The sequence below is a fragment of the Pseudomonas sp. GW821-FHT11G12 genome, assembly GCF_058808055.1.
Genome location: NZ_JBXARH010000001.1, coordinates 1,490,195 through 1,514,517 on the forward strand (window position 1 = coordinate 1,490,195; position 24,323 = coordinate 1,514,517).

The window sequence follows — 24,323 nt, forward strand, 5'->3', positions numbered from 1 at the left end:
CAGGGAGGTTTTCAACGATGCCGTTACGGTCCCTTGAAACCTGGCCCCACGGCGCGATCATGCTGGATGCCGACCACACGCAATTCGCGTTGTGGGCGCCGGATGCGTTTTACGTCAGCGTCGAGCTGGGCAACGGTCGGTCTCTGCCCATGCTGCCGCAGGCTGACGGCTGGTTCGTGATCAAGAGCCGCTGCCCCGCCGGCAGTCGCTACCGCTACAACATTGACGGCGAACTGGAGGTGCCCGATCCGGCCTCCAGGGCGCAGGACGGCGACCTCGATCGCCAAAGCGTGGTCGTCGATCCGCACGCCTATGCCTGGCGGAATACAACGTGGCAGGGTCGGCCCTGGAACGAAGCAGTGATTTACGAGCTGCATGTCGGCGCCCTCGGCGGTTTTGCCGAAGTCGAGCAGCATCTGGCGCGCCTCGCCGGGTTGGGCATCACCGCCATCGAACTGATGCCGATCGCGCAGTTTCCCGGCGAGCGCAACTGGGGATACGACGGCGTGCTGCACTACGCGCCGCAAGCTTCCTACGGCGCGCCGGAACAACTCAAACACCTGATCGACAGCGCCCACGGTTATGGCCTGGCGGTGATTCTCGACGTGGTCTACAACCACTTCGGCCCCGACGGCAATTACCTGCATCGCTACGCCAAGGGTTTCTTTCGCGAAGACAAACACACCCCGTGGGGCGCGGCCATTGATTTCCGCTGCCGCGAAGTACGGGACTTCTTCGTCGAAAACGCCTTGATGTGGCTGCTCGAATACCGTTTCGACGGACTGCGCCTGGATGCCGTACATGCCATAGAAAGCCCCGACTTCCTGCCTGAACTGGCGCAGCGCATACGACAGCAGATCGATCCGTCGCGGCATGTCTGGCTGACCGTGGAGAACGAGCACAATCAGGCCAGCCTGCTGGAAGACGCCTACGATGCCCAGTGGAACGACGACGGCCACAATGCCCTGCACGTGCTGCTGACCGGCGAAACCGATGCCTATTACGCCGACTACGCCGAACACCCCACCGAGCAATTGGCCCGCTGCCTGAGTCAGGGTTTTGTGTTTCAGGGCCATCTGACCCGCCACGGCACACCCCGTGGCGAGCCGAGCGAACATCTGCCGTCCACCGCGTTCGTGCTGTTCCTGCAGAATCATGACCAGATCGGTAACCGCGCCTTCGGCGAGCGCCTGCATCAACTGGCCGATCCGCGCGCGCTCCAGGCCGCCACGGTGTTGTTGCTACTGTCACCGATGATTCCGCTGTTGTTCATGGGTGATGAATACGCTGCCGAGCAACCGTTCCAGTTCTTCACCAGCCACCACGGTGAGCTCGCGAAGCTTGTGCGCGAAGGCCGGCGTAACGAGTTCGCCGCGTTCAGCGCCTTCGCCGATCCGCAACGCCGCGAGCAGATTCCCGATCCCAACGCCGAGCAGACGTTTCACGCCTCGCAACCGAGGCTGATCGGCAGCGGCACGCCGAAACAGCAGACAACGCTTGCGCTGTATCGACACCTGTTGCAGCTGCGCCACCAACACATCACCCCGCATTTGCCCGGCACCCAGGCACTCGGTGCACAGGTGCTGGGGTTTGGCGCCGTGAGTGCACGCTGGCGTCTGGGCGATGGCAGCGAGCTGCGAATCGACCTGAACCTCAGCGACACGCCAGTGGTCAACCCACCACAGGCCGACGCGGTGTGGCTCTTGCAGCAACCGCCCGCCGCCGACCTGCAGGACGCGGGCCGACTGCCCCCGTATTGCGCGCTCGTCAGCCTCACGGCCGCAACCCCTTTGCCACCCCTGGATGGAGAGCGCCTATGAGCGATGCGCAACTGGAAATTCTCGCCAGCCGAGCCGGCCTTGCGGTCGACTGGATCGATGCCAATGGCCGCCCGCAAAAAGTCGCGCCGGCCGTGCTGCGCAATGTCCTTACCGGGCTCGGTCACCCGGCCGGTTCAGCCCAGGAAATCGACGCCAGCCTGCTGGAACTGCAACAAGTGCAACAGGACCGCCAACTGCCGCCCTTGCTGACTGTCGATGTCGGCGCGGATCTGGACCTGGCGCGCTATTTCGAACCTGAAAGTCCCTGTGAGATTCATCTGGAGGACGGCACGCGGCTGTCGCTCAAGCTGGATGCGGATGCGGTGTTGCCCGGCGAGATCCCGGTCGGCTATCAGCAAATTCACATCGCCGGTCAACAATTCACCCTGGCCGTGGCCCCCGAGCGCTGCTACAGCGTGGGCGATGCCGTGGACAGCCCGATTCCCCGTGCCTGGGGTCTGAGCGTGCAGCTTTACAGCCTGCGCCGCCCCGGCGACGGTGGTTTCGGCGACACCCAGGCGCTCGAGGAACTGGCCCGCAGCGCCGGCGAACGCGGTGCCGACGCTTTGGCGATCAGCCCGCTGCATGCGATGTTCAGCGCCGACACCGGGCGCTATAGCCCGTATTCGCCGTCCAGCCGCCTGTTTCTCAATTCGCTGTATGCCGCGCCGGGGACCATTCTCGGCGAGCGCGCCCTGCGTGATGCCATCGACACCGCCGGCCTGGCGGATCAATTCGAGCAACTGGAAAACCTGAAACTGATCGACTGGCCCAGCGCCGCCGACGCCAAGCAAAAACTGTTGCAAGCGCTGTACGAAGGTTTCACCCGTGGCGAACATCCGTTGCAGGCGGATTTTTCCAGTTACCGCGACGCGGGTGGCGAAGCGCTGGAAAACCACTGCCGCTTCGAAGCGATTCAGGAAATGCGTGCCGCCCGGGGCGAAAATCTCGACTGGCGTGAATGGCCGGAGCACTGGCACGACCCGCGAGGTGCCGCCCTCGGTGCGTTTGCCGAGGAATACGCCGAGCGCATCGGCTACTTCGCGTTTTGCCAATGGTTGATCCACCGCTGCCTGGAGCGTGCACAAAACGCCGCTCGCAGCGCCGGCATGGGCATCGGCCTGATCGCTGATCTGGCGGTGGGTGCCGACGGCGCCGGCAGTCAGGCCTGGAGTTTTCAGGACGAATTGCTGGCGTCGCTGACCGTCGGTGCGCCACCGGACATCCTCAATCGCTCCGGCCAGGGCTGGGGCATCTCTGCATTCTCCCCGGAAGGCCTGATACGCAATGGTTTTCGTGCCTTCATCGACATGCTGCGCGCCAATTTTGCCCACGCCGGCGGCTTGCGCATCGACCACGTCATGGGCCTGCAACGGCTGTGGGTGATCCCCAACGGCGCAGCCCCGGCGGACGGTGCTTACCTGTATTACCCGGTGGACGACTTGCTGCGGTTGCTGACCCTCGAATCCCACCGCCATCAGGCGATCGTGCTGGGCGAAGACCTCGGCACCGTGCCCGATGGCCTGCGGGAAAAACTGATCGCCCGCGCCATGCTCGGCATGCGCGTGCTGTTGTTCGAGCAGGACAACACCCATTTCAAACCGATCCTCGACTGGCCGGACAACGCGCTGGCCACCACCAGCACCCACGACCTCCCGACGCTCAATGGCTGGTGGCATGGCCGGGACATCGACTGGAATGCGCGACTCGGGCTGATCGACGCCAACGGTGAAATCGACTGGCGCCGTTATCGCGAACGCGAGCGCGAAGGCCTCCGGGGCGCCTTGAGCCAGGACCCGCAGAACTTTCGCGAAGAGTCCCATGAAGCCGATCAAGTGGTCGACGCCAGTGTCCGGTTCCTCGGCCACACCCGCGCGCCGCTGGTGCTTCTACCGCTGGAAGACGCGTTGGGCCTGGACGAACAGGCCAATCTGCCCGGCACCATCGACACCCACCCCAACTGGTCACGGCGCCTGCCGGGCACCAGCGAAACGTTGCTCGATGGGGTCGATGCCGCGCGACGTCTGGAACTGCTCGCCTGCGCCCGCCTTCAGGCGGCCGAGCGTGACCAATGAGTGCACCGCCAGGCCAGTCGTTGCGGGCCACGGTGCGCCTGCAATTCCATAAAGGTTTCACCCTCGATCAGGCGGTGCCGCTGGTGGCGTACTTTGCCCGGCTCGGCATCAGCCATGTTTACGCCTCGCCGCTGCTCGCCGCCCGCGCCGGTTCGATGCACGGCTACGATGTGGTCGACCCGACCCGGGTCAACCCTGAACTTGACGGCGAACCGGCCTTGCGCCGGCTGGTCGCGGCCCTGCGTGAACACGGCATGGGGCTGATCCTCGACATCGTCTCCAACCACATGGCGGTCGGTGGCGGTGACAATCCGTGGTGGCTCGATTTGCTGGAATGGGGCCGGCTCAGCCCCTATGGCGAGTTCTTCGATATCCAGTGGCACTCGCCCGATCCGTTGATGGAAGGCCAGTTGCTGCTGCCCTTTCTTGGCAGCGATTACGGCGTCGCGTTGCAGGACGGCACGCTGCCGCTGGTGTTCAACGCCGAGTCCGGCACTTTCCACGTCGAGCATTACGAGCATCACTTCCCGATCTGCCCCGGCGATTACGGCGAGCTGCTCAAACCCGACGAGCCGACAAACGAAGCACTCAAGTCGCTGGCCGATCGCTTCAGCACCCTCAGCTACCAGACCGACGCCCGCTCGCTGGCCATCCCGCTCAAGGAAGAACTCCAGCAACTGGCCAGCGACCCGCACATCCTGCAAACCCTTCAGCGCAACCTCACGCGCTACGACTCAAAGACCGACGACGGTTTCCAGCGGCTGCATCAATTGCTGGAGCGGCAAAGCTACCGCCTGGCCAGTTGGCGCACGGCGGCGGACGACATCAACTGGCGACGCTTCTTCGATATCAACGAACTCGGCGGTTTGCGCGTCGAACGGCCTGCCGTGTTCGAAGCTACCCACGGCAAGATCTTCCAGTTGATCGGAGAAGGCTTGATCGACGGTCTGCGCATCGACCACATCGACGGCCTCGCCGATCCTCGGGGTTATTGCCGCAAGCTACGTCGACGCCTCGACTTTCTGGCACCGGGGCGACACTTGCCGATCTACGTCGAGAAGATTCTCGGCGACGGTGAAACCCTTCGCGCCGACTGGGCGGTGGATGGCAGCACCGGTTACGAGTTCATGAATCAGCTGTCGCTGCTGCAACACGACCCGGCCGGTGAACACGTGCTCGGCGACTTGTGGCAACGCCGTACCGAGCGCCCCGCGGCGTTTATCGAAGAAGCACGGCTGGCGCGTCAGCAGATTCTCAACGGCTCGCTGGCCAGTGATTGCGAAAGCGTTGCCCAGGCGCTGTTGCAAGTGGCGCGGGACGACCTGATGACCCGCGACCTCACGCTCGGCTCGATCCGCCGGGTGTTGCAGGCGTTGATCGTGCATTTCCCGGTGTATCGCACCTACATCAGTGCGCTGGGCCGTTCGGCGCAGGACGAAGTGTTTTTCCAGCAGGCCATGGAAGGTGCGCGCCAGACATTGAGCGAAAGCGACTGGCCGGTGCTTGAGTCCGTGGCCGCTTGGCTCGGCGGCCAGCCGTGGCGGCGCAAACCCCGCGGACGGTCGCGCAAGATCCTGCGCCACGCCTGCGTACGCTTTCAGCAACTGACCTCACCCGCCGCCGCCAAAGCCGTGGAAGACACCGCGCTGTACCGCTCGGCGGTGCTGCTGTCGCGCAATGACGTGGGCTACAACACCGAACAGTTCAGCGCCCCGGTCAGTGATTTTCACGCAACAAACCTGCAACGTCTGGCGACATTCCCCGACAACCTGCTGGCCACCGCCACCCACGACCACAAACGCGGCGAAGACACCCGCGCGCGCCTGGCTGTGCTCAGCGAGCGCAGCCACTGGTACGCCGAACAGGTCGAGTTGTGGCGCGCACTCGCCCGGCCGCTGCGCAATGACGATCAGATGCCGTCGGCTGCTGACGAGTTGATCCTTTATCAGGCATTGCTCGGCAGTTGGCCGCTGGAGCTGCACAACGACGATCAAGGTGGTTTCACCGACTACGCCAAACGCATCTGGCAATGGCAGCAGAAAGCCCTGCGCGAAGCCAAGTTGCAAAGCAGCTGGAGTGCGCCGAACGAAGCCTACGAAAACGCCGCGCAATCCTTCACCGAGCAGCTGTTGCTGGCACCGGAAGGTGAACTGCTGCGCGGGGCATTGGCAAAATCCATCAACAGCATCGCCGCGGCCGGCGCCCTCAACAGTCTGGCGCAAACCTTGCTGCACATGACCGTACCGGGCGTACCGGATCTGTATCAGGGCAACGAGTGCTGGGATTTCAGTCTGGTGGATCCGGACAACCGCCGGCCGGTGGACTACAGCTTGCGTGAACAATCACTGAAACCTGTTCCCGTATCGGAACTGCTGTCGAACTGGCGCAACGGGCGCATCAAGCAAGCGTTGATCGCTCAGGTACTGAACCTGCGCGCCGAACACACCGAGTTGTTTCGCCGAGGCTCGTACCAGGCCCTCGAGGTGCTGGGCAGCCAGGCGCACAACGTGCTCGCGTTTGCCCGCGAGCATGGGGGGCAACGGGCAATCGTCATCGTGCCGATCCGTTGCGCAACACTGCTGGAAAACGGTGCCGTCCCGCAGGTCGATGCGCTGCGCTGGGGCGATACGCGGGTCGAATTACCGTTCGCCGCCTTGGACGAAAATCTGAAGGGACTTTTTTCGAGCACCGCAGTCACAAAAAACAGGGAGCTGGAGGTCAGCGCTGCGCTGGGGGATGTCCCGGTCAATCTGTTTATCCAACACTTCTAGAAGCATGAGTTCAGTTCAGGAGCATTGCGATGAGTACCGACGATAAACGCATCCGCGAATTCGCCTATCAGATCTGGGAATCGGAAGGTAAGCCCGAAGGCCATGAAGCCCGCCACTGGGAGATGGCGCGCAAACTGGCCGAGGCCGAAGCTTTGGCACCGAAGAAATCGCCGAAGGCGGCGACTGGCAAAACGGCAGCCACCAAAGCCTCTGCGGCCAAGCCCAAGGCCACGACGGCCAAAGCCAAACCGGCGAGTGCCGCGAAAGTGATTCCGCCAGGCGAAAAAGCCACCGAGAAAAAGCCCCGCGCACCCCGCAAGCCCCCGGCAGCCTGAGGCTTTTCGAACCGTTGAACTGAATGGCCGTGTGGCGGGTTCGCTCGCCACCGAGGGTTCACTCGCCCTTTAAAAATGCCCACCCCGATTTGCAGGAGCAATCATGACCCGTCCAAAGAAAGCCGAGCCCGCCGCACACGCCGAGCCCTCGCGAATCCGTGAAGGCCTGCCCTTCCCGCTCGGCGCGACCTGGGATGGTCTGGGGGTGAACTTTGCGCTGTTTTCCGCCAACGCCACCCGCGTTGAACTGTGCATTTTCGACGATGCCGGCGAAGTCGAACTCGAACGCATCGAACTGCCGGAATATACCGACGAAATCTTCCACGGCTACCTGCCAGACGCGCACCCAGGCCTGATTTACGGCTACCGGGTCTACGGCCCCTACGACCCGGCCAACGGCCACCGCTTCAACCACAACAAATTGCTGATCGATCCCTACGCCAAGCAACTGGTCGGCCAGTTGAAATGGTCCGAAGCGCTGTTCGGCTACACCATCGGCCACCCGGATGCCGACCTCAGTTTCGACGAGCGTGACAGCGCGCCCTTCGTGCCCAAATGCAAGGTCATCGACCCGGCGCACACCTGGGGCAACGACCATCGCGTCAGCGTGCCGTGGGACAAGACCATCATTTACGAAACCCATGTGCGCGGCATCAGCATGCGCCACCCCGCCGTGCCGGATAACGTGCGCGGCACGTTTGCCGGGCTGATGGTCGACGATGTGCTGGAACACATCCGCAAACTCGGCGTGTCCACTGTCGAGCTGCTGCCGATCCACGCCTTCGTCAACGATCAGCACCTGCTGCACAAAGGCATGACCAATTACTGGGGCTACAACAGCATCGCCTTCTTCGCCCCGGACCCGCGTTATCTGGCCAGTGGCAAGATCGCCGAGTTCAAGGAGATGGTCGCGCACCTGCATGAAGCCAATCTCGAAGTGATTCTCGACGTGGTCTACAACCACACCGCCGAGGGCAACGAGCAAGGCCCCACCCTGTCGATGCGCGGGATCGACAACGCTTCGTACTATCGGCTGATGCCGGACGACAAGCGCTTCTACATCAACGATTCCGGCACCGGCAACACCCTCGACCTGAGCCACCCGTGCGTGCTGCAAATGGTCACTGATTCGCTGCGCTACTGGGCCAGTGAAATGCACGTCGATGGTTTCCGCTTTGACCTGGCAACCATTCTTGGCCGCTACCACGACGGTTTCGACGAACGTCACAGCTTCCTCGTGGCCTGCCGCCAGGACCCGGTGCTGCGCCAGGTGAAACTGATCGCCGAGCCGTGGGACTGTGGCCCCGGTGGCTATCAGGTCGGCAACTTCCCGCCGGGTTGGGTCGAATGGAACGACAAGTTCCGCGACACCGTGCGTGCATTCTGGAAAGGTGACGACGGTCAGCTCGCCGACTTCGCCAGCCGTATGACCGCTTCCGGCGAGATGTTCAATCAGCGCGGCCGACGCCCTTACTCGTCAGTGAACTTCGTCACCGCCCACGACGGTTTCACCCTCAACGATCTGGTGTCCTACAACGACAAGCACAACGAGGCCAACGACGAAAACAACCAGGACGGCAGCAACAACAACCTGTCCTGGAACCACGGCGTCGAGGGGCCCACCGACGATCCGGAAATCAATACGCTGCGTCACCGGCAGATGCGCAACTTCTTCGCCACCCTGCTGCTGGCCCAGGGCACGCCGATGCTGGTGGCCGGCGACGAGTTCGCCCGCACCCAGGACGGCAACAACAACGCCTACTGCCAGGATAGCGAAATCGGTTGGGTCAACTGGGACCTGAGCGAGGACGGCAAGGCGCTGCTCAAATTCGTCAAACGCCTGATCAAGCTGCGCCTGACCTACCCGATCCTGCGGCGCGGGCGTTTTCTGGTGGGTGAATACAACGAAGACATCGGGGTCAAGGACGTGACCTGGCTGGCACCGGACGCCACGGAAATGACCACCGAACACTGGCACGATGCACACAACCGCTGCCTGGGCATGTTGCTCGATGGCCGCGCCCAGGAAACCGGCATCCGCCGTAAAGGCGCCGACGCGACGTTGCTGCTGGTGGTCAACGCCCATCACGACATCGTCAACTTCACGCTGCCGGAAGTGCCTGAAGGCAGTTTCTGGACCTGCATGGTCGACACCAACCAACCGTCGATCCGCGGTCAGGAGCGCTTCGATTTCGGGCATCAATATTCGGTTACAGGGCGCTCGCTGCTGTTGTTTGAACTGCAACGCGACGAAGAAGACTGAGCGCAAGACACCGACACATCGGCCTCCACCGCTGGGTCTGCGATCACGACTTGAGAGTTACGGCACAGCTTGAATAAAAAAAACCGGAGCAGATTGATCTGCAACGCGACGAACCGTGCGTCTTGAGCAATACTCAGCATCGCGGCAATCCAGGGTTCGGAGCGCTGCAGGGTTATCAACCAGCCTTCACGGGTCAGACACGCGTTGCCGTGGGTGACTGAAGGCCAGACTCAACAAGGACGTCCTGCCCCATGAAACCGTTATCTCTCAGCGAAAGCGGCCTGCCGGCGCAAATCTGGAACAGCGCCGCGCAACTCGACAACATCCCCGTCATCAACACCCATAGCCTCGTGCCGCCCGGCGCGCGTGCGGTGGTCATTGCGCCACACCCCGGTGACGAAGTGGTGACCTGCGGCGGCTTGCTGCAACTGTTGTCTTCCCTTGGTCATCCCCTGCAATTGCTCTCGATCACCGACGGCAGCGCCAGCCATCCCGGCTCGCGCCAGTGGTCGGAAAAACGCCTGAGCGTGTTCCGCCCCCAGGAAAGCGTCGAAGCCTTGCGCCGCCTGGGCCTGCCGATGCACAGCCTGAAATGGGTGCGCGGCGGTTTCACCGACAATGCCCTGTTTGAACAGGAAGCCCAATTGACCGAGTTCATCTCGCGTTACCTGCGACCCGGCGACGTGGTGTTCAGCACCTGGTGCGAAGACGGCACCGAAGATCATGAAGTGGTCGGTCGGGCCAGCGCCAAAGCCGCACGACTGGCCGGTGCGAGCTACCACGATGTGCCGGTCTGGGCCTGGCACTGGCCCGAGCGCGATCAGGCACAGATTCCGTGGCACCGCGCGCGCAAGCTGCGCCTCGATACCTGGACCGTCGCGCGCAAAAGCCACGCTACCCACGCCTACGCCAGCCAGTTGAACGGCGAACCGGCCATCGGCATTGCACCGTTGTTGCCCAGGGCTATTCTGGAGCGCATGCGCCTGCCTTATGAAATTGTCTTCGTAGATTGAGGGCCAGGCGTGGGCAGTCACTCAATGTGAACTGCCCGCGCCCGGATCAGTCGCATGAAAAGGCAGTCATGATTCAGAGGAGCGACCGTGTCCAGCGACCCCAAGCGTCACGTCATCGACGCACAGCCCTTGAACCCGTCGACCATCCATCGCCTGCGGGTGTTGACGGTCAACACGCACAAGGGTTTTACCGCACTCAACCGCCGTTTCATTCTTCCGGAGCTGCGTGAAGCGGTGCGCAGTACCCGCGCCGACCTGGTGTTTCTTCAGGAAGTGGTGGGCGAACACGAACGGCATTCGAATCGCTACAACGAGTGGCCGCAAACCTCGCAGTACGAATTCCTCGCCGACAGCATGTGGAGCGATTTCGCCTACGGCCGCAACGCCGTCTACCCCGACGGCCACCACGGCAATGCCCTGCTGTCGAAGTACCCGATCCGCGAATACCGCAACCTCGATGTCTCGATCACCGGTCCGGAACGCCGCGGTCTGCTGCACTGCGTGCTGGATGTACCGGGGCACGATGAGGTTCATGCGATCTGCGTGCACCTGAGCCTGCTCGAAAGCCACCGTCAATTGCAGCTGCAACTGCTCTGTCAGTTGCTCGAATCCTTGCCGGAGGACGCGCCGGTGATCATCGCCGGCGACTTCAATGACTGGCAGATGCAGGGCAACCTCACCCTCTCCCGCCGCGACTACCTGCACGAAGCCTTCGAGCGTCATCACGGCCGGCCGGCCAAGACCTACCCGGCGCGCTTCCCGCTGCTGCGGCTGGACCGGGTCTACCTGCGCAATGCCAGCAGCCATGACCCGCAGATACTCGGCAACAAGCCCTGGACGCATTTGTCGGATCACCTGCCGCTGGCGGTCGAGGTGCATCTGTAGTTCGACCCCGCCGCGAGTGTCTACGCCAGCACCGACTACAGTCGCAATATTGACAGCAATGACCTGCGTGGCCTGGCAGGAAATCTGGGTGTTCGCATCACCTGGCAAGCCGATAGCAGGCTAAGCAAACGCTCTGTTTCGCGGTTCAAGGCGTGTTTTTCCCTGCAAACAACAACTTAGATATGTGCAGAAAAACAAACGTTTGCAGCTTCTGATTTAGCCATACCGCTCATCGTCCAATTTCTTGACGCAGGGACATCGGTCTTCTTAGCTCTACCTTACTACCCCCGGAAACACTACCCGGGGCGGGCCTTCGGACACTCGTGAAAACGGGTGGCTGCGGGTTCGCCTCGCTCCATTCGGTCGCCCCTCGTTCGGGGTAGGAGAGACGCCAAGGCGAGATACCACATGCGCTAGCAAGGTAGATCTTCATGAAAACCTCACTCACCCCACACGAGATCAAAATCACCTTTTGCACCGTTTCAAGTTCTATCTTGCTGTGCTCATCCATGGAGGCGCAGGCGGGTCCTGTGGCGGATGAGACCACGCCCTGGTATCGCCAGGACGTACCGATCCTGACGCTGCCCGCGACCGTCATCACACCCGACCCGCAACGCTTGAGCCCGCGCCCCGACCTGCGCGGCAACCACCTGATCACCGAAGACCTTGCCCCCTCGGCCTGGGATCAACTCTACGGACAAGCCTCTCGCCAGGCACAGACTGACATCCTCAACCCCGGGTTCGCGACACCCGGCGGTGGAGCGCTCAAAGGACCGCCAGTGCTGACCCTGCAAGGCAGCAGCGGCCAGACCCAACGGATCGGATTGATCGGCGGCACGTACCAGATCCAGGGCAACGGCAACGGTCTGATCGTCAACCGCGCCCTCGTCGATCCGACCACCGACACCCTCAACCTGCAAGGCCAGAGCCTCGGCGCCTACTACAGCCTGACCGGATCCGAAGGCTGGCACGTCGACCTGTCGGCCAGCGGTGGCCGGGTCAGTGGTTTCAGCCGTAATGAACAGGGCGCGCGCCTGGCCACCGAAGGCAGCGCGATGACGTTCTCGGTGGAGGGCGGTTTCCCGATCGGCCTGAGTGAAAACTGGGTCGTCGAGCCGCAGGCGCAATTGATCAATCAGCGGATCACCCTCGACACGCCCTACGCGGGTTCGGGCAACGCTTCATCGAGTGACATTTCGTCCTGGAGCGGCCGGGTCGGCGCTCGGCTGAAAGGCAGTTACGACCTGAGCGGTCTGCCGGTCGAACCCTACGTTCGCACCAACTTGTGGCACACGGTGTACACCGGCAACACGGTGACCCTCGATCAGGTGGACAAGATCAGCAGCAGCCGCAAGTCATCGACGGTGGAGTTGGGTCTGGGTCTGGTGGCGAAGGTCACGCCGTCGGTGAGCCTGTATGTCAGCGCCGACTACAGCAGTGACGTGGATGACAATGATCTGAACGGGTTGATCGGCAGTCTGGGAATCCGGATGCGCTGGTAAGGACACTTCCGGTCGCCCTGCGGGAGCGAGCCGCTCGCTCCCGCAGGTGCTTCATCAACGTTCGGGCTTGAGGATCAACACCGCCAGTGGCGGCAGATTCAGCTCCAGCGACAACGCCTGGCCATGGCTCGGCACATCATCGGTGAACGCCCCGCCACCATTGCCGTAATTGGAACCGGCATAGGTGTCGGCATCACTGTTGAGCAACTCGCTCCAGCGCCCGGCAAACGGCACACCCACCCGATACGACTGACGCGGCACTGGCGTGAAGTTGGCCACCACCAACACCGGCGAACCGTCCTTGCTCCAGCGCAGCCAGGCGTAGACGCTATTGATCGCATCGTCACCGATCAGCCACTGAAACCCTTGCGGCGCGTCGTCCTGTTCGTGCAGCGCCGGCTCTTCGCGGTACAAACGGTTGAGGTCGCCAACCAGCTTCTGCACGCCTTTGTGCTCGGAATACTGGAGCAGATACCAATCCAGCTGCTGATCGTGATTCCACTCACGCCACTGGCCGAACTCGCAACCCATGAACAGCAGTTTCTTGCCCGGATGGGTCCACATGAAGCTCAGGTAAGCGCGCAGGTTGGCGAATTTCTGCCAGCGGTCGCCGGGCATCTTGTCGATCAGCGAGTGCTTGCCGTGCACCACTTCGTCATGGGAAATCGGCAGGATGAATCGCTCGGACCAGGCGTAGACCAGACCGAAACTCAGCTCGTTGTGATGATGGGCGCGGTACACCGGATCCTGCTGGATGTAATGCAGCGAATCGTGCATCCAGCCCATGTTCCACTTGTAGGCAAAACCGAGGCCGCCCTGCTGGGTACTTTGACTGACGCCGGGCCACGCCGTGGATTCCTCGGCAATCACTAAAACTCCCGGTGCTTCCAGCGCCACCACATCATTCAAATGGCGGAGGAAATCGATGGCTTCCAGATTCTCCCGACCGCCGTGGCGATTGGGCACCCACTCCCCGGCCTTGCGCGAATAGTCGCGATAGAGCATCGACGCCACCGCATCGACCCGCAATCCATCGACGTGGAAATGCTTCAACCAATGCAATGCCGAGGCCAGCATATAGCCATGCACTTCAGTGCGGCCCAGGTTGTAGATCAGCGTGTCCCAATCCTGATGAAAGCCTTCCAGCGGGTTGCCGTATTCATACAGCGCAGTGCCGTCGAACTGCGCCAGACCATGGGTATCGGTCGGAAAATGCGCCGGCACCCAGTCGAGAATCACGCCGATTTCCGCCTGATGGCAGGCATTGATGAACGCCGCGAACTCGTCCGGCGTGCCGTAACGCGCGCTCGGCGCGAACTGTGACAGCAACTGGTAACCCCAGGAACCGCCAAACGGATGCTCCATGATCGGCATCAGCTCGATGTGGGTGAAGCCCAGTTCTTTGACGTAGGGAATCAGTCGTTCGGCCAGCTCCGGCCAGGTGTACTGACGGGCGACTTCACCGAGATCATCCAGTTCGCACTGCCAGGAACCGGCGTGCAGCTCATAGATCGACAGCGGCGCATTGTGTTGCTGGCGCTCGCTGCGTCCGTTCATCCAGTCCTGATCCTGCCAGTCGACTTGCAGCGGCGAGGCGACTTTGGAAGCGGTGTCCGGCGGCAGGCTGGTGGCCAGCGCCATCGGGTCAGCCTTGAGCGGCAGGATGCCGTGAGCGCCGAGGATTTCGTACTTGTACAGATCGCCCGCCTGCAGGCGCGGAATGAACAACTCCCAGACCCCGGACGGATGCCGCAGACGCATCGGATGCCGGCGCCCGTCCCAGACATTGAAGTCGCCGACCACCGACACCCGCCGGGCATTCGGCGCCCACACGGCAAACCGTACACCGTCGACGCCATCGACGGTTTTCAGCTGCGCACCGAGGCAACCGCTGAGATCGCGATGATTGCCCTCGGCGAACAGGTACAAATCCATTTCACCGAGCAACGGCCCGAAGCTGTAGGGGTCTTCCGCGACCTGTTCGCCACCGGCCCAGCGGGTGCGCAACTGATACGGCCGCGAAGGCTCGAAATGCCCGACGAACAGCCCCGGCGTTTCGGTCGCCTCCAGCGGACCGCGCTCCTCGCCGGTGTCCTTGTCCAGCACCGTGACACTCAATGCACCGGGCAGATACGCCCGGATGAACTGCCCGCCGGCACCATCGCCGTGGGGTCCGAGAATGGAAAACGGGTCCTGATGTTCTGCGCGCACCAAGGCATCGATGTCCTTCGCCCTGGGCAGCAAGCGGTCTTTAACGTGACCCTGTTCCTTGTTCGAGAAACTCATGACTACTCTCCACCAAGATCGGAAAAGGGTTCAAGCCCCGTCAATAACCCATACAAACCGTGCAACGGCACGGGCAGCCAGGTGGGGCGATTTTCGGCTTCATAGGCCACCTCGTAGGCCGCTTTCTCCAGGCCGAACAACGCCAGTGCGGCGTCGGCACCTTCAGGATCTTGCCAAGCATGATCAAGACTAGCTGCCGCCCGGCGATATGCCTCGACAAATGCTTCGCGGGCCTCACGCAAATAGCGTTCGGCGACCCGGCGACGCGCCGCCTCTGCTTCGGGACTGTTGTCGACGTTGTGCACATTGATGGTCATCGCGGCGGCGTAATCGAATGAGCGCAGCACCCCGCTGACATCCTTGTACGGGCTGTGCTTGCCACGGCGCTCGGCCAGTGGCCGCGCCGGTTCGCCTTCGAAGTCGATCAGGTACGCATCGCCCTTGATCACCAGTACCTGGCCTAGATGCAGGTCGCCATGGACGCGGATGCGCAAGCCGCCGGCGGATTTTTTCGCCAGCTCCTGCACATGGGCGAGGATGGTTTTCTTGTGGTCGAGCAGACGACCGACCAGCTTCTGATCCGCCGCATCAAGTTCGCCCTGATGCTGCTTGAGCAGCTTCAGCGCATGCTCGACCTGAGCGCCCACGTCCTTGCCGGTCGCCTGCACATCCTTGGCCGAGCTGACCTGCGGTGCGAAGTCCTTGTTGTCGCTCGGCGCCGCCAGCACCTGATGCATTTCCCCCAGACGCTGACCCAGCATGCCGGCGAAATCCTTCAGCTCGCCGAGCGCGTTGTAGTGTTGCGACTGTTCAGACACGGCGTCCGCCAGCTCGTCGCGCAACGCCCGTTCGAGGTTGTTCTGCGTCCATTCCCAGGCGTCGCCCTGATTGCTCAAGTAGCCTTGGGCGATCATCAGCAGGTTGTCTTCGCCCTTCCCGTCGCGACGAATGACCGAGCCGAGCAGCGGGGAGATATTGGCAAATCCGGCGGCGGTCAGGTAAGCGCTCATCTCCAGTTCCGGGTGTACGCCGGACGCGACTTTGCGGATCAGCTTGAGCACCAGACTGTTGCCGATCACCACCGAACTGTTGGACTGCTCGGCGGACAGGTAGCGCACTTCGGATTCCGCACCGAGGCCGAGCTTGTCCAGTTGCGGCGTGGACTCGAAACGGATTTCTCCGTCACTGGATTCCAGCACCACGCCACCCTGCATACCTTGCAGCACCGCTCGAATAAACGCTTCAAGGCTGAAGGCATCGGTGATCAGCCCGACCTGACGTACCCGACGCACCCGCGCCAGGGCCAGTTGCTGCGGCAAGGCCGGTCCGACCTGATCTTCCGAAATGAAGCCGAACGGCAGTTGGTAACGGCTGGTCTGCCCGCCGCTGCTGACTTCGATTTCGCTGAGCAACACCGGATGCTGCGCGTCGCCGAAACGCACTCCATAGGCCAGTCGGACCTGCTCGATCGCCGCATCCTTGCCGGCGAACCAGCGACGGTTCTGCAACCAGTTCGGCAGGATGTCCTGCTCGAGCGTGGCGCGGGATGGCGCCTCGAGCAGTTCCTCCATGCGTTTTTTCAGCACCAGCGTGGTGAAGTCCGGCAGGCTCTGCGCCGGTTCGACGTGCCAGCTCGGCATCTGGTTTTCCGCCGCCAGACCGAACCAGTAGAAGCCGTACGGCGCCAGGGTCAGCAGGAAATTCAACTGACCGATGGGCGGAAACGCATTACCGCCGAGCATCTCCACCGGCACCATGCCCACATAGGCCGAAAGGTCCAGCTCCACGGCCTGAGCGCTGCGCGAGACGTTGGCCACGCACAGGATGATTTCGTGTTTGCCGTCCGGTCCGGTGTATTCGCGGGTGTAGGCCAGAACGCGACGGTTGGCCGGCGACAGCATCTTCAAGGTGCCACGACCGAAGGCCTTGGACTGCTTGCGCACGGTCAGCAGGCGACGAGTCCAGTTCAGCAGCGAATGCGGGTCACCGGCCTGGGTTTCGACGTTGACCGACTGATAACCGTACTGCGGATCCATGATCGGCGGCAGCACCAGACTGGCCGGGTCGGCCCTGGAGAATCCGCCGTTGCGGTCGATCGACCATTGCATCGGCGTGCGCACGCCATCGCGGTCGCCGAGGTAGATGTTGTCGCCCATGCCGATCTCATCGCCGTAATACAGGGTCGGCGTGCCGGGCATCGACAGCAGCAGACTGTTGAGCAATTCGATACGCCGGCGGTCGCGCTCCATCAGCGGCGCCAGACGCCGGCGAATGCCAAGATTGATCCGCGCACGGCGGTCGGCGGCGTAGTAGTTCCACAGGTAGTCGCGCTCCTTGTCGGTGACCATTTCCAGCGTCAGTTCATCGTGGTTGCGCAGGAAAATCGCCCATTGGCAGTTGGCCGGGATCTCCGGGGTCTGGCGCAGGATGTCGGTGATCGGGAAGCGATCTTCCTGGGCCAGCGCCATGTACATGCGCGGCATCAGCGGGAAGTGAAACGCCATGTGGCATTCGTCGCCGTTGACGCCCTCGGCGTCGGTGTCACCGAAGTACAGCTGGGTGTCTTCCGGCCATTGGTTGGCCTCGGCCAGCAGCATGCGGTCCGGGTAGTTGGCGTCGATCTCGGCGCGGATCTGCTTGAGGACGTCGTGGGTCTCCGGCAGGTTTTCATTGTTGGTGCCGTCGCGCTCGATCAGGTACGGAATGGCATCCAGCCGCAAGCCGTCGATGCCCATGTCCAGCCAATAGCGCATCACCGACAGCACGGCTTTCATGACTTGCGGGTTGTCGAAATTGAGATCCGGCTGGTGCGAATAGAAACGGTGCCAGAAGTATTGGCCGGCCACCGGGTCCCAGGTCCAGTTGGACTTTTCGGTGTCGAGGAAAATGATCCGGGTGCCGTCGTACTTCTGGTCGTCATCGGACCACACATAGAAGTCGCGGGCCGCTGAACCGGGCTTGGCCTTGCGTGCTCGTTGAAACCACGGGTGCTGATCCGAGGTGTGGTTGATGACCAGCTCGGTGATCACCCGCAAACCACGCTTGTGCGCCTCTGCGATGAAGCGTTTGGCGTCGGCCATCGTCCCGTAATCGCTGTGTACGCCACGGTATTCGGCGATGTCGTAACCGTCATCGCGCCGTGGCGAGGGGTAGAACGGCAACAGCCAGATGGTGTTGACGCCAAGATCGGCGATGTAATCGAGTTTGGCGATCAGGCCGGGAAAATCGCCGATCCCGTCGTTGTTGGAGTCGAAAAAGGATTTGACGTGGACTTGATAGATAACCGCGTCCTTGTACCAGAGCGGGTCCTTGATGAAGGTGGCTGACTTGGGTTTCTTCGCCATGTGAAACTCCTGATCAATGCAATAAGGGCGACCCGCGCAGATCGACAGATCGTTCCCACGCTCTGCGTGGGAATGCCGCCATGGACGCTCTGCGTCCGCCGTTGGGACGCGGAGCGTCCCGAGATGCGTTCCCACGCAGAGCGTGGGAACGATCTGTGAGTCAGTTCAAAAGGCGGTGATCCGCCAGATCCCGAACGGCTGATAAGCCGGGTCGATCCGCATGAACTGGTACTTGCCGTGCCAGTCCCAGCGATGGCCGTTCATCAGGTCTTCGCCATGGGTGGTGGCGTCGTCCGGCAGGCCCATCTCCCACAGTGGCAATTCGAAATTGGCCTCCTGCACGTGGTGCGGATCGAGACTGACGGCCACCAGAATGAAATTGCTGCCATCGGCGCTGCGCTTGCCGAAGTAAAGAATGTTGTCGTTCCAGGCGTTGTAGATCTTCAGGCCCAGATGGCTGTGCAGCGCCGGGTTCTGCCGGCGGATGCGATTGAGCTGGGCGATCTCGGCAATGATGTTGTCGGGCGCATTGAAGTCGCGGACGCGGATCTCGTACTTCTCGGAATCGAGGTATTCCTCCTTGCCCGGCACCGGCGCCGATTCGCACAGTTCGAATCCCGAATACATGCCCCACAGGCCCGAGCCCATGGTCGCCAGCGCCGCACGAATGAGAAACCCGGGACGCCCCGACTCATGCAGGAACGCCGGGTTGATATCCGGTGTGTTGACGAAGAAATTCGGCCGGTAGCATTCGCGCCACGGCGATTCGTTGAGTTCGCTGAAATAGCTCGCCAGTTCAGCCTTGGTGTTGCGCCAGGTGAAATAGGTGTAGCTCTGGGTGTAACCGACCTTGCCCAGCCGCGCCATCATCGCCGGGGTGGTGAACGCTTCGGCGAGGAAGATCACTTCCGGGTACAGCGTGCGCACATCGGCGATCAGCCATTGCCAGAACGGCAGTGGTTTGGTGTGCGGGTTGTCGACGCGAAAGATCTTTACGCCCTCCTCGACCCAGCCGACGACGATGTCGCGCAGCTCGACCCACAGGCTCGGAATCGCTTCCGGCGCATAGAAGTCGACGTTGACGATGTCCTGGTATTTCTTCGGCGGGTTCTCCGCGTATTTGATCGTGCCGTCCGGCCGCCAGTTGAACCAGCCCGGATGCTGCTTGAGCCACGGGTGATCCTGGGAACACTGGATGGCGAAATCGAGGGCGATTTCCAGACCATGATCAGCGGCAGCCGCCACCAGACGACGAAAGTCCTCGCGAGTGCCGAGCTGCGAATGAATCGCTTCGTGCCCGCCCTCTTCGCTGCCGATCGCATAAGGGCTACCCGGATCGTCCGGCCCTGCAATCAGGGAGTTGTTGCGGCCCTTGCGGTGGCTACGACCGATCGGGTGGATCGGCGTGAAATACAGCACGTCGAAGCCCATGTCCTGAATCATCGGCAACCGCGCGTGCACATCATTGAAAGTGCCGTGACGGGCGGGATCGTCGGTGATCGAGCGGGGAAACAGCTCGTACCAACTGGCGAACTCGGCCAGTTCGCGCTCGACGTCCAGCGGAAATTCATTGCTGATACTCAGATACGGGCGGTGATCGGCCTCGGTCATCAGTTGTGCACTCTGCGGGTGCAGAAACAGCGCCACCTGCTCGGTTTCGAGCAGCCCGGACAATTCGTGGTGCAGCGCCGCCAGCCGCTCACTGAGCGGGCCTTCGCTGCGTTCGGCCGCCTGTTGCACCATCGTGCGGCCCTCTTGCAACTCCAGGCTGACCGGGACGGCGGCGGTGTGCTTTTTCTCCAACTCGTACTGAAAACTGGCGAACAGGTCGATCCAGGCTTCGATCAGGTACAGATAGCGGCCCATGCGTTGAGGACGGAACCGGCCCTCCCAGCCATTGTTGCCCTGATCGGCCATGACTTCGCTTTGCCAGACTTCCTCGCCTTCTTCGCGCCAGCGGATGCGCACCGCCAGTTTGTCGTGACCATCGGCGAAGATCTTGCTGGTGACCACGATTTCGCGCCCGACCACAGCCTTGACGGCAAACTGCCCGCCCTCCAGCGAAGGCTGAGTGTTTTCGATGACGATGCGTGGCAGCAGCAACGCCTGCGACAGCGGGATGTGCGGGTTGTAGCTCTGTTCGGAGGGTTTTTCAGCAGTCATTGAGCATCTCTCCTTAACGCCCCAAGGACGCTCGCTTGCCTGTTTGGCGATCACGGCCGGGCCTGCGCCCGACGATGAACTCTCTCAGGTTCCGAGCGACCCTCGCCGGCAAAAGTTCACAGGGATTTGCCCCGCCACAAAATCGGATCGAATTCGCGGTGAAGTGGTCAACCCACTTAAGCACTTCTCACGCCATGTGCCACACGGAGGTTCATCTGATGAGTATTCCGATCCCCGCTGAAACGCCCGATCCGAACATCGACAAACCCGTCCTGCCCGAAACCGAGCCGCAGCCGATCCCCGAACAGGAGCCACCGGGCACCACGCCGCCGCCCAAGGAAGAGCCGCCGACGACCATGCCGCCAGTGATCGTCTAGCGACCATTAATCGGTTGCGCAGAACGATCCCCCGGGGCTGCGCCCTAACCTTTCAACACCCTTGGAAAAAGGACAGCCCCATGACCGTGCGCATCGAAAACCAGACCTGTTTTTTCGCCACCGAAAACGGTGAGCAGATTCGCCTGTGCGGTGACCTGACAATAATCACCGACAGTGAAAAATCGATGTCAGCCGTGGAAATCGAAGGCCGGCGCGTTTACATCACAGAGGCCGAAGCCGATGCGCTGACCGTCGCAGGCGCCCGAGACGGACGCAAACACCTCAAGGCCACCGACAGTGATTCGGTCATTTGACTGATCCCGGTCAAGATCCAGCGCAGACGTCTGGGATAAGCATCTGCGCCCCGGCCTGCCAGCTGCTTCAAGTTGTCGCAGGGCTGGGCGCAAAACCCATCTGATACGCTTTTTATTGAAATACCTGAGTCTGTTATGCAAACAGATCGGCGCTCATAGTTCACTGGCCTGATGGAGGCTGATGAGCGAACGACCATGAGCGAACGAATCCCCGTCCGAACCGTAGAAGCAACGCCTCACATAAAAAAAGTACCGGCGCGCCCAATGAAGGCGAAGAACGCCACCAGCGACAACCAGATCTTCACCCGCAGCTTCACCGGCCTGTTCCGCACCTTGCGCATGAGTGGCGCGGGGTTTCTGTTCCTGTTGTTTTTCGGCACCGTGTGGCTGAACTGGGGCGGACGTCAGGCGGTGCTCTGGGACCTTTCCGAAAGCAAGTTCCACATCTTTGGCGCGACCTTCTGGCCGCAGGACTTCATTCTGCTGTCGGCGCTGCTGATCATCGCCGCGTTCGGCCTGTTCGCCATCACCGTGTTCGCAGGCCGGGTCTGGTGTGGTTACACCTGTCCGCAGAGCTCGTGGACGTGGATCTTCATGTGGTGCGAGAAGATCACCGAAGGTGAACGTAACCAGCGGATCAAGCTGCAAGCTGCACCGTGGAGCCTGAACAAACTGGCACGGCGTGCGGCCAAGCACACACTGTGGCTAGCGATCAGCGTGCTGACCGGCCTGACCTTTGTCGGCTACTTCACCCCAATCCGCCCGCTGGCCGAAGAACTGCTGACCCTGCAGATCGGCGGTGTCAGTCTGTTCTGGGTGCTGTTTTTCACCGGCGCCACCTACATCAATGCCGGCTGGCTGCGCGAAGCGGTGTGCATGCACATGTGCCCGTATGCGCGGTTCCAGAGCGTGATGTTCGACAAGGACACCCTGGCAATTTCCTACGACGTGGCCCGTGGCGAAAACCGTGGCCCGCGCAAACGCGACGTGAAACCGGCCGAAGCGGGCCTCGGTGATTGCATCGACTGCCAGTTGTGCGTGCAGGTCTGCCCGACCGGCATCGACATCCGCGACGGCCTGCAAATGGAATGCATCGGCTGCGCAGCGTGCATCGACGCCTGCGATTCGATCATGGACAAGATGAATTACGCCCGAGGCCTGATCCGCTATACCTCTGAGCGTGAATTGCAGGGTGGCAAGACGCACTTGCTGCGTCCAAGGCTGATCGGTTACGTCGCGGTGCTGGTGCTGATGATCGGTGCCCTCGCCCTGGCCCTGGTCGAACGGCCGATGGTGTCGCTGGACGTGACCAAGGACCGTGGCCTGTTCCGCGAGAACGGCCAGGGCCAGATCGAAAACATCTACACCCTCAAAGTCATCAACAAGACCCAACAGCGCCAGGACTACAACCTGAGCCTGGTGGATGGCGACGGCTTCCAGCTGCAAGGCAAGACCGAGCTGAGCCTGGCGGCAGGCGAGATCGTCGATGTGCCGGTGTCGGTGGCGATGACCACGGATCGCCCGGCCAGCAGCTCGCAGACCTTGAGCTTCAAGATTGCCGACAGCGATGAACCTGAGGTTTATAGCGTGGCGAAGAGCCGGTTTGTTGCGCCGATGAATCGTTGAACCTTTAAGATGCAACCCTTTGTGCCAATGGCGCTGCGCCCATTGGCACAACCGTTTTCCAAATCCCATCCATTGCAGGACACCGATGAAACGCTACGAAAAATTCGCCGACGACATCGCTGAACTGATCCGCTCCGGCGTCCTCGGCCCCGGTCAGCGGGTGCCGTCGGTGCGCTACGCGAGCCAGACCTATGGCGTCAGCCCGTCCACGGTGTTCCAGGCCTATTACCTGCTGGAACGTCGCGGCCTGATCCGCGCCCGGCCGCGCTCCGGCTACTTCGTCAACACCCACGCCCCGAGCCCGTTCTCGGAGCCGGTGATCAGCAGCCAGGTCAATGAGTCCACCAAAGTCGACGTCAGCGAACTGGTGTTCTCGGTGCTCGAATCGATCAAGGACCCGAGCACCGTACCATTCGGCTCGGCGTTCCCCAGCCCGGAACTGTTTCCGCTGCAACGCCTGTCACGCTCGCTGGCCAGCGCCGCCCGGGAAATGGACCCGCGCATGGTGGTCACCGACATGTCGCCGGGCAACCCGCAACTGCGCCGGCAGATCGCCCTGCGCTACATGGTCGGCGGGCTGATGCTGCCGATGGAAGAACTGCTGATCACCAATGGCGCCCTCGAAGCGCTGAACCTGTGCCTGCAAGCGGTGACCGAACCCGGCGACCTGGTGGCCATCGAAGCGCCGGCGTTCTACGCCAGCCTGCAAGTACTGGAGCGGCTGAAGCTCAAAGCCGTGGAAATCCCCGTGCACCCGCGCGACGGTATCGACCTCGGTGTGCTCGCCCAGACCCTGGAGCGGCATCCGATCAAGGCCTGCTGGTGCATGACCAGTTTCCAGAACCCGATGGGCGCGACCATGCCCGAGGCCAAGAAACAGGAACTGGTGGAACTGCTGAAACGCCATCAAGTGCCGCTGATCGAAGACGACGTCTACGCCGAACTCTATTACGGCCAGCAGGCGCCGAAACCGGCCAAAGCCTTCGACACCGAAGGTCTGGTGATGCATTGCGGCTCGTTTGCCAAGAGCCTGGCCCCCGGCTATCGCATCGGCTGGGTCGCCGCCGGACGCTACGCGCAGAAGATCGAACGCCTGAAACTGATGACCTCACTCTGTGCCTCGATGCCGGCCCAGGCGGCCATCGCCGATTACCTGCAACACGGCGGCTACGACCGTCACCTGCGCAAATTGCGCTATGCCCTCGAAGAACAGCAAAGCGCGATGCTCGCGGCCATCGCCCGTTATTTCCCGGCGCAGACGCGCGTGAGCCAACCGGCCGGCGGGTATTTCCTGTGGCTGGAACTGCCACCGCAGATGGATTCGTTGAAGTTGTTTCAGATGGCGTTGGCGCAGGGCATCAGCATTGCGCCGGGGCCGATTTTTTCGCCGACGCAAAGATTCAGGAATTGCATCCGGTTGAACTACGGCAGCCCGTGGACCGAGAGCTCGGAAAAGGCGATGGAGACGTTGGGGCGGATTGTGCGGTCGTTCTGAGGATCACTGCCGTGTTGATCGTTCCCACGCAGACGGTTCGACGTGGGAACGATC

At 62.0% G+C, this 24,323-nt stretch carries 15 protein-coding genes; 12 read left to right on the forward strand and 3 right to left on the reverse strand.

What is annotated here, in order from left to right:
- Window positions 1-17 precede the first annotated feature (17 nt).
- The 8 genes from treZ to AC1RR7_RS06660 all read left to right on the forward strand — a co-directional run bounded on the left by treZ (window position 18) and on the right by AC1RR7_RS06660 (window position 12,664).
- The gene (gene treZ / locus AC1RR7_RS06625) at window positions 18-1,820 is read left to right on the forward strand and encodes a malto-oligosyltrehalose trehalohydrolase (RefSeq protein ID WP_493156735.1); all 1,803 of its coding nucleotides are present in this window, start codon (window positions 18-20) and stop codon (window positions 1,818-1,820) included.
- Window positions 1,817-3,895, forward strand: coding sequence for a 4-alpha-glucanotransferase (gene malQ / locus AC1RR7_RS06630; RefSeq protein ID WP_493156737.1), 2,079 nt, complete (start codon window positions 1,817-1,819; stop codon window positions 3,893-3,895). Before treZ ends, malQ begins: the two co-directional genes overlap by 4 nt.
- Window positions 3,892-6,666, forward strand: coding sequence for a malto-oligosyltrehalose synthase (locus tag AC1RR7_RS06635; protein WP_493156739.1), 2,775 nt, complete (start codon window positions 3,892-3,894; stop codon window positions 6,664-6,666). The genes malQ and AC1RR7_RS06635 overlap by 4 nt, the downstream gene beginning before the upstream one ends.
- A gap of 29 nt (window positions 6,667-6,695) precedes the next feature.
- A complete protein-coding gene (locus AC1RR7_RS06640) occupies window positions 6,696-7,001 on the forward strand; it encodes a DUF2934 domain-containing protein (RefSeq protein ID WP_493064760.1) in 306 nt (101 codons plus the stop codon).
- 103 nt (window positions 7,002-7,104) lie between these two features.
- A complete protein-coding gene (glgX, locus tag AC1RR7_RS06645) occupies window positions 7,105-9,264 on the forward strand; it encodes a glycogen debranching protein GlgX (RefSeq protein WP_493156741.1) in 2,160 nt (719 codons plus the stop codon).
- 251 nt (window positions 9,265-9,515) lie between these two features.
- Window positions 9,516-10,277 carry a PIG-L deacetylase family protein gene (locus AC1RR7_RS06650; protein ID WP_096820270.1) on the forward strand — a complete coding sequence of 254 codons (762 nt, stop codon included), beginning with the start codon at window positions 9,516-9,518 and terminating at the stop codon, window positions 10,275-10,277.
- An 87-nt stretch (window positions 10,278-10,364) separates the two neighbouring features.
- A complete protein-coding gene (locus tag AC1RR7_RS06655; protein ID WP_096820269.1) occupies window positions 10,365-11,162 on the forward strand; it encodes an endonuclease/exonuclease/phosphatase family protein in 798 nt (265 codons plus the stop codon).
- A gap of 431 nt (window positions 11,163-11,593) precedes the next feature.
- Complete coding sequence (locus AC1RR7_RS06660; RefSeq protein ID WP_493156743.1) at window positions 11,594-12,664, forward strand: autotransporter domain-containing protein; 1,071 nt, start codon at window positions 11,594-11,596, stop codon at window positions 12,662-12,664.
- A gap of 54 nt (window positions 12,665-12,718) precedes the next feature.
- On the opposite strand, the gene glgB is transcribed toward AC1RR7_RS06660, so the two are convergent.
- The 3 genes from glgB to AC1RR7_RS06675 all read right to left on the reverse strand — a co-directional run bounded on the left by glgB (window position 12,719) and on the right by AC1RR7_RS06675 (window position 20,457).
- Entirely contained in the window at window positions 12,719-14,950 is a 2,232-nt protein-coding gene (glgB, locus tag AC1RR7_RS06665) for a 1,4-alpha-glucan branching protein GlgB (RefSeq protein ID WP_493156745.1), read from the reverse strand.
- 2 nt (window positions 14,951-14,952) lie between these two features.
- Entirely contained in the window at window positions 14,953-18,294 is a 3,342-nt protein-coding gene (gene treS, locus AC1RR7_RS06670; protein WP_493156747.1) for a maltose alpha-D-glucosyltransferase, read from the reverse strand.
- A 165-nt stretch (window positions 18,295-18,459) separates the two neighbouring features.
- Window positions 18,460-20,457, reverse strand: coding sequence for an alpha-1,4-glucan--maltose-1-phosphate maltosyltransferase (locus tag AC1RR7_RS06675; RefSeq protein WP_493156749.1), 1,998 nt, complete (start codon window positions 20,455-20,457; stop codon window positions 18,460-18,462).
- A 218-nt stretch (window positions 20,458-20,675) separates the two neighbouring features.
- Between AC1RR7_RS06675 and AC1RR7_RS06680 the strand changes: the two genes are divergently transcribed.
- The 4 genes from AC1RR7_RS06680 to mapR all read left to right on the forward strand — a co-directional run bounded on the left by AC1RR7_RS06680 (window position 20,676) and on the right by mapR (window position 24,269).
- A complete protein-coding gene (locus AC1RR7_RS06680) occupies window positions 20,676-20,834 on the forward strand; it encodes a hypothetical protein (RefSeq protein WP_173861372.1) in 159 nt (52 codons plus the stop codon).
- Between the two features lie 80 nt (window positions 20,835-20,914).
- A complete protein-coding gene (locus AC1RR7_RS06685) occupies window positions 20,915-21,148 on the forward strand; it encodes a DUF3203 family protein (protein WP_102621368.1) in 234 nt (77 codons plus the stop codon).
- A 195-nt stretch (window positions 21,149-21,343) separates the two neighbouring features.
- Window positions 21,344-22,774, forward strand: coding sequence for a cytochrome c oxidase accessory protein CcoG (gene ccoG, locus AC1RR7_RS06690; protein WP_493064757.1), 1,431 nt, complete (start codon window positions 21,344-21,346; stop codon window positions 22,772-22,774).
- Between the two features lie 85 nt (window positions 22,775-22,859).
- Entirely contained in the window at window positions 22,860-24,269 is a 1,410-nt protein-coding gene (mapR, locus tag AC1RR7_RS06695) for a GntR family transcriptional regulator MpaR (protein ID WP_096820262.1), read from the forward strand.
- Window positions 24,270-24,323: the final 54 nt, after the last annotated feature.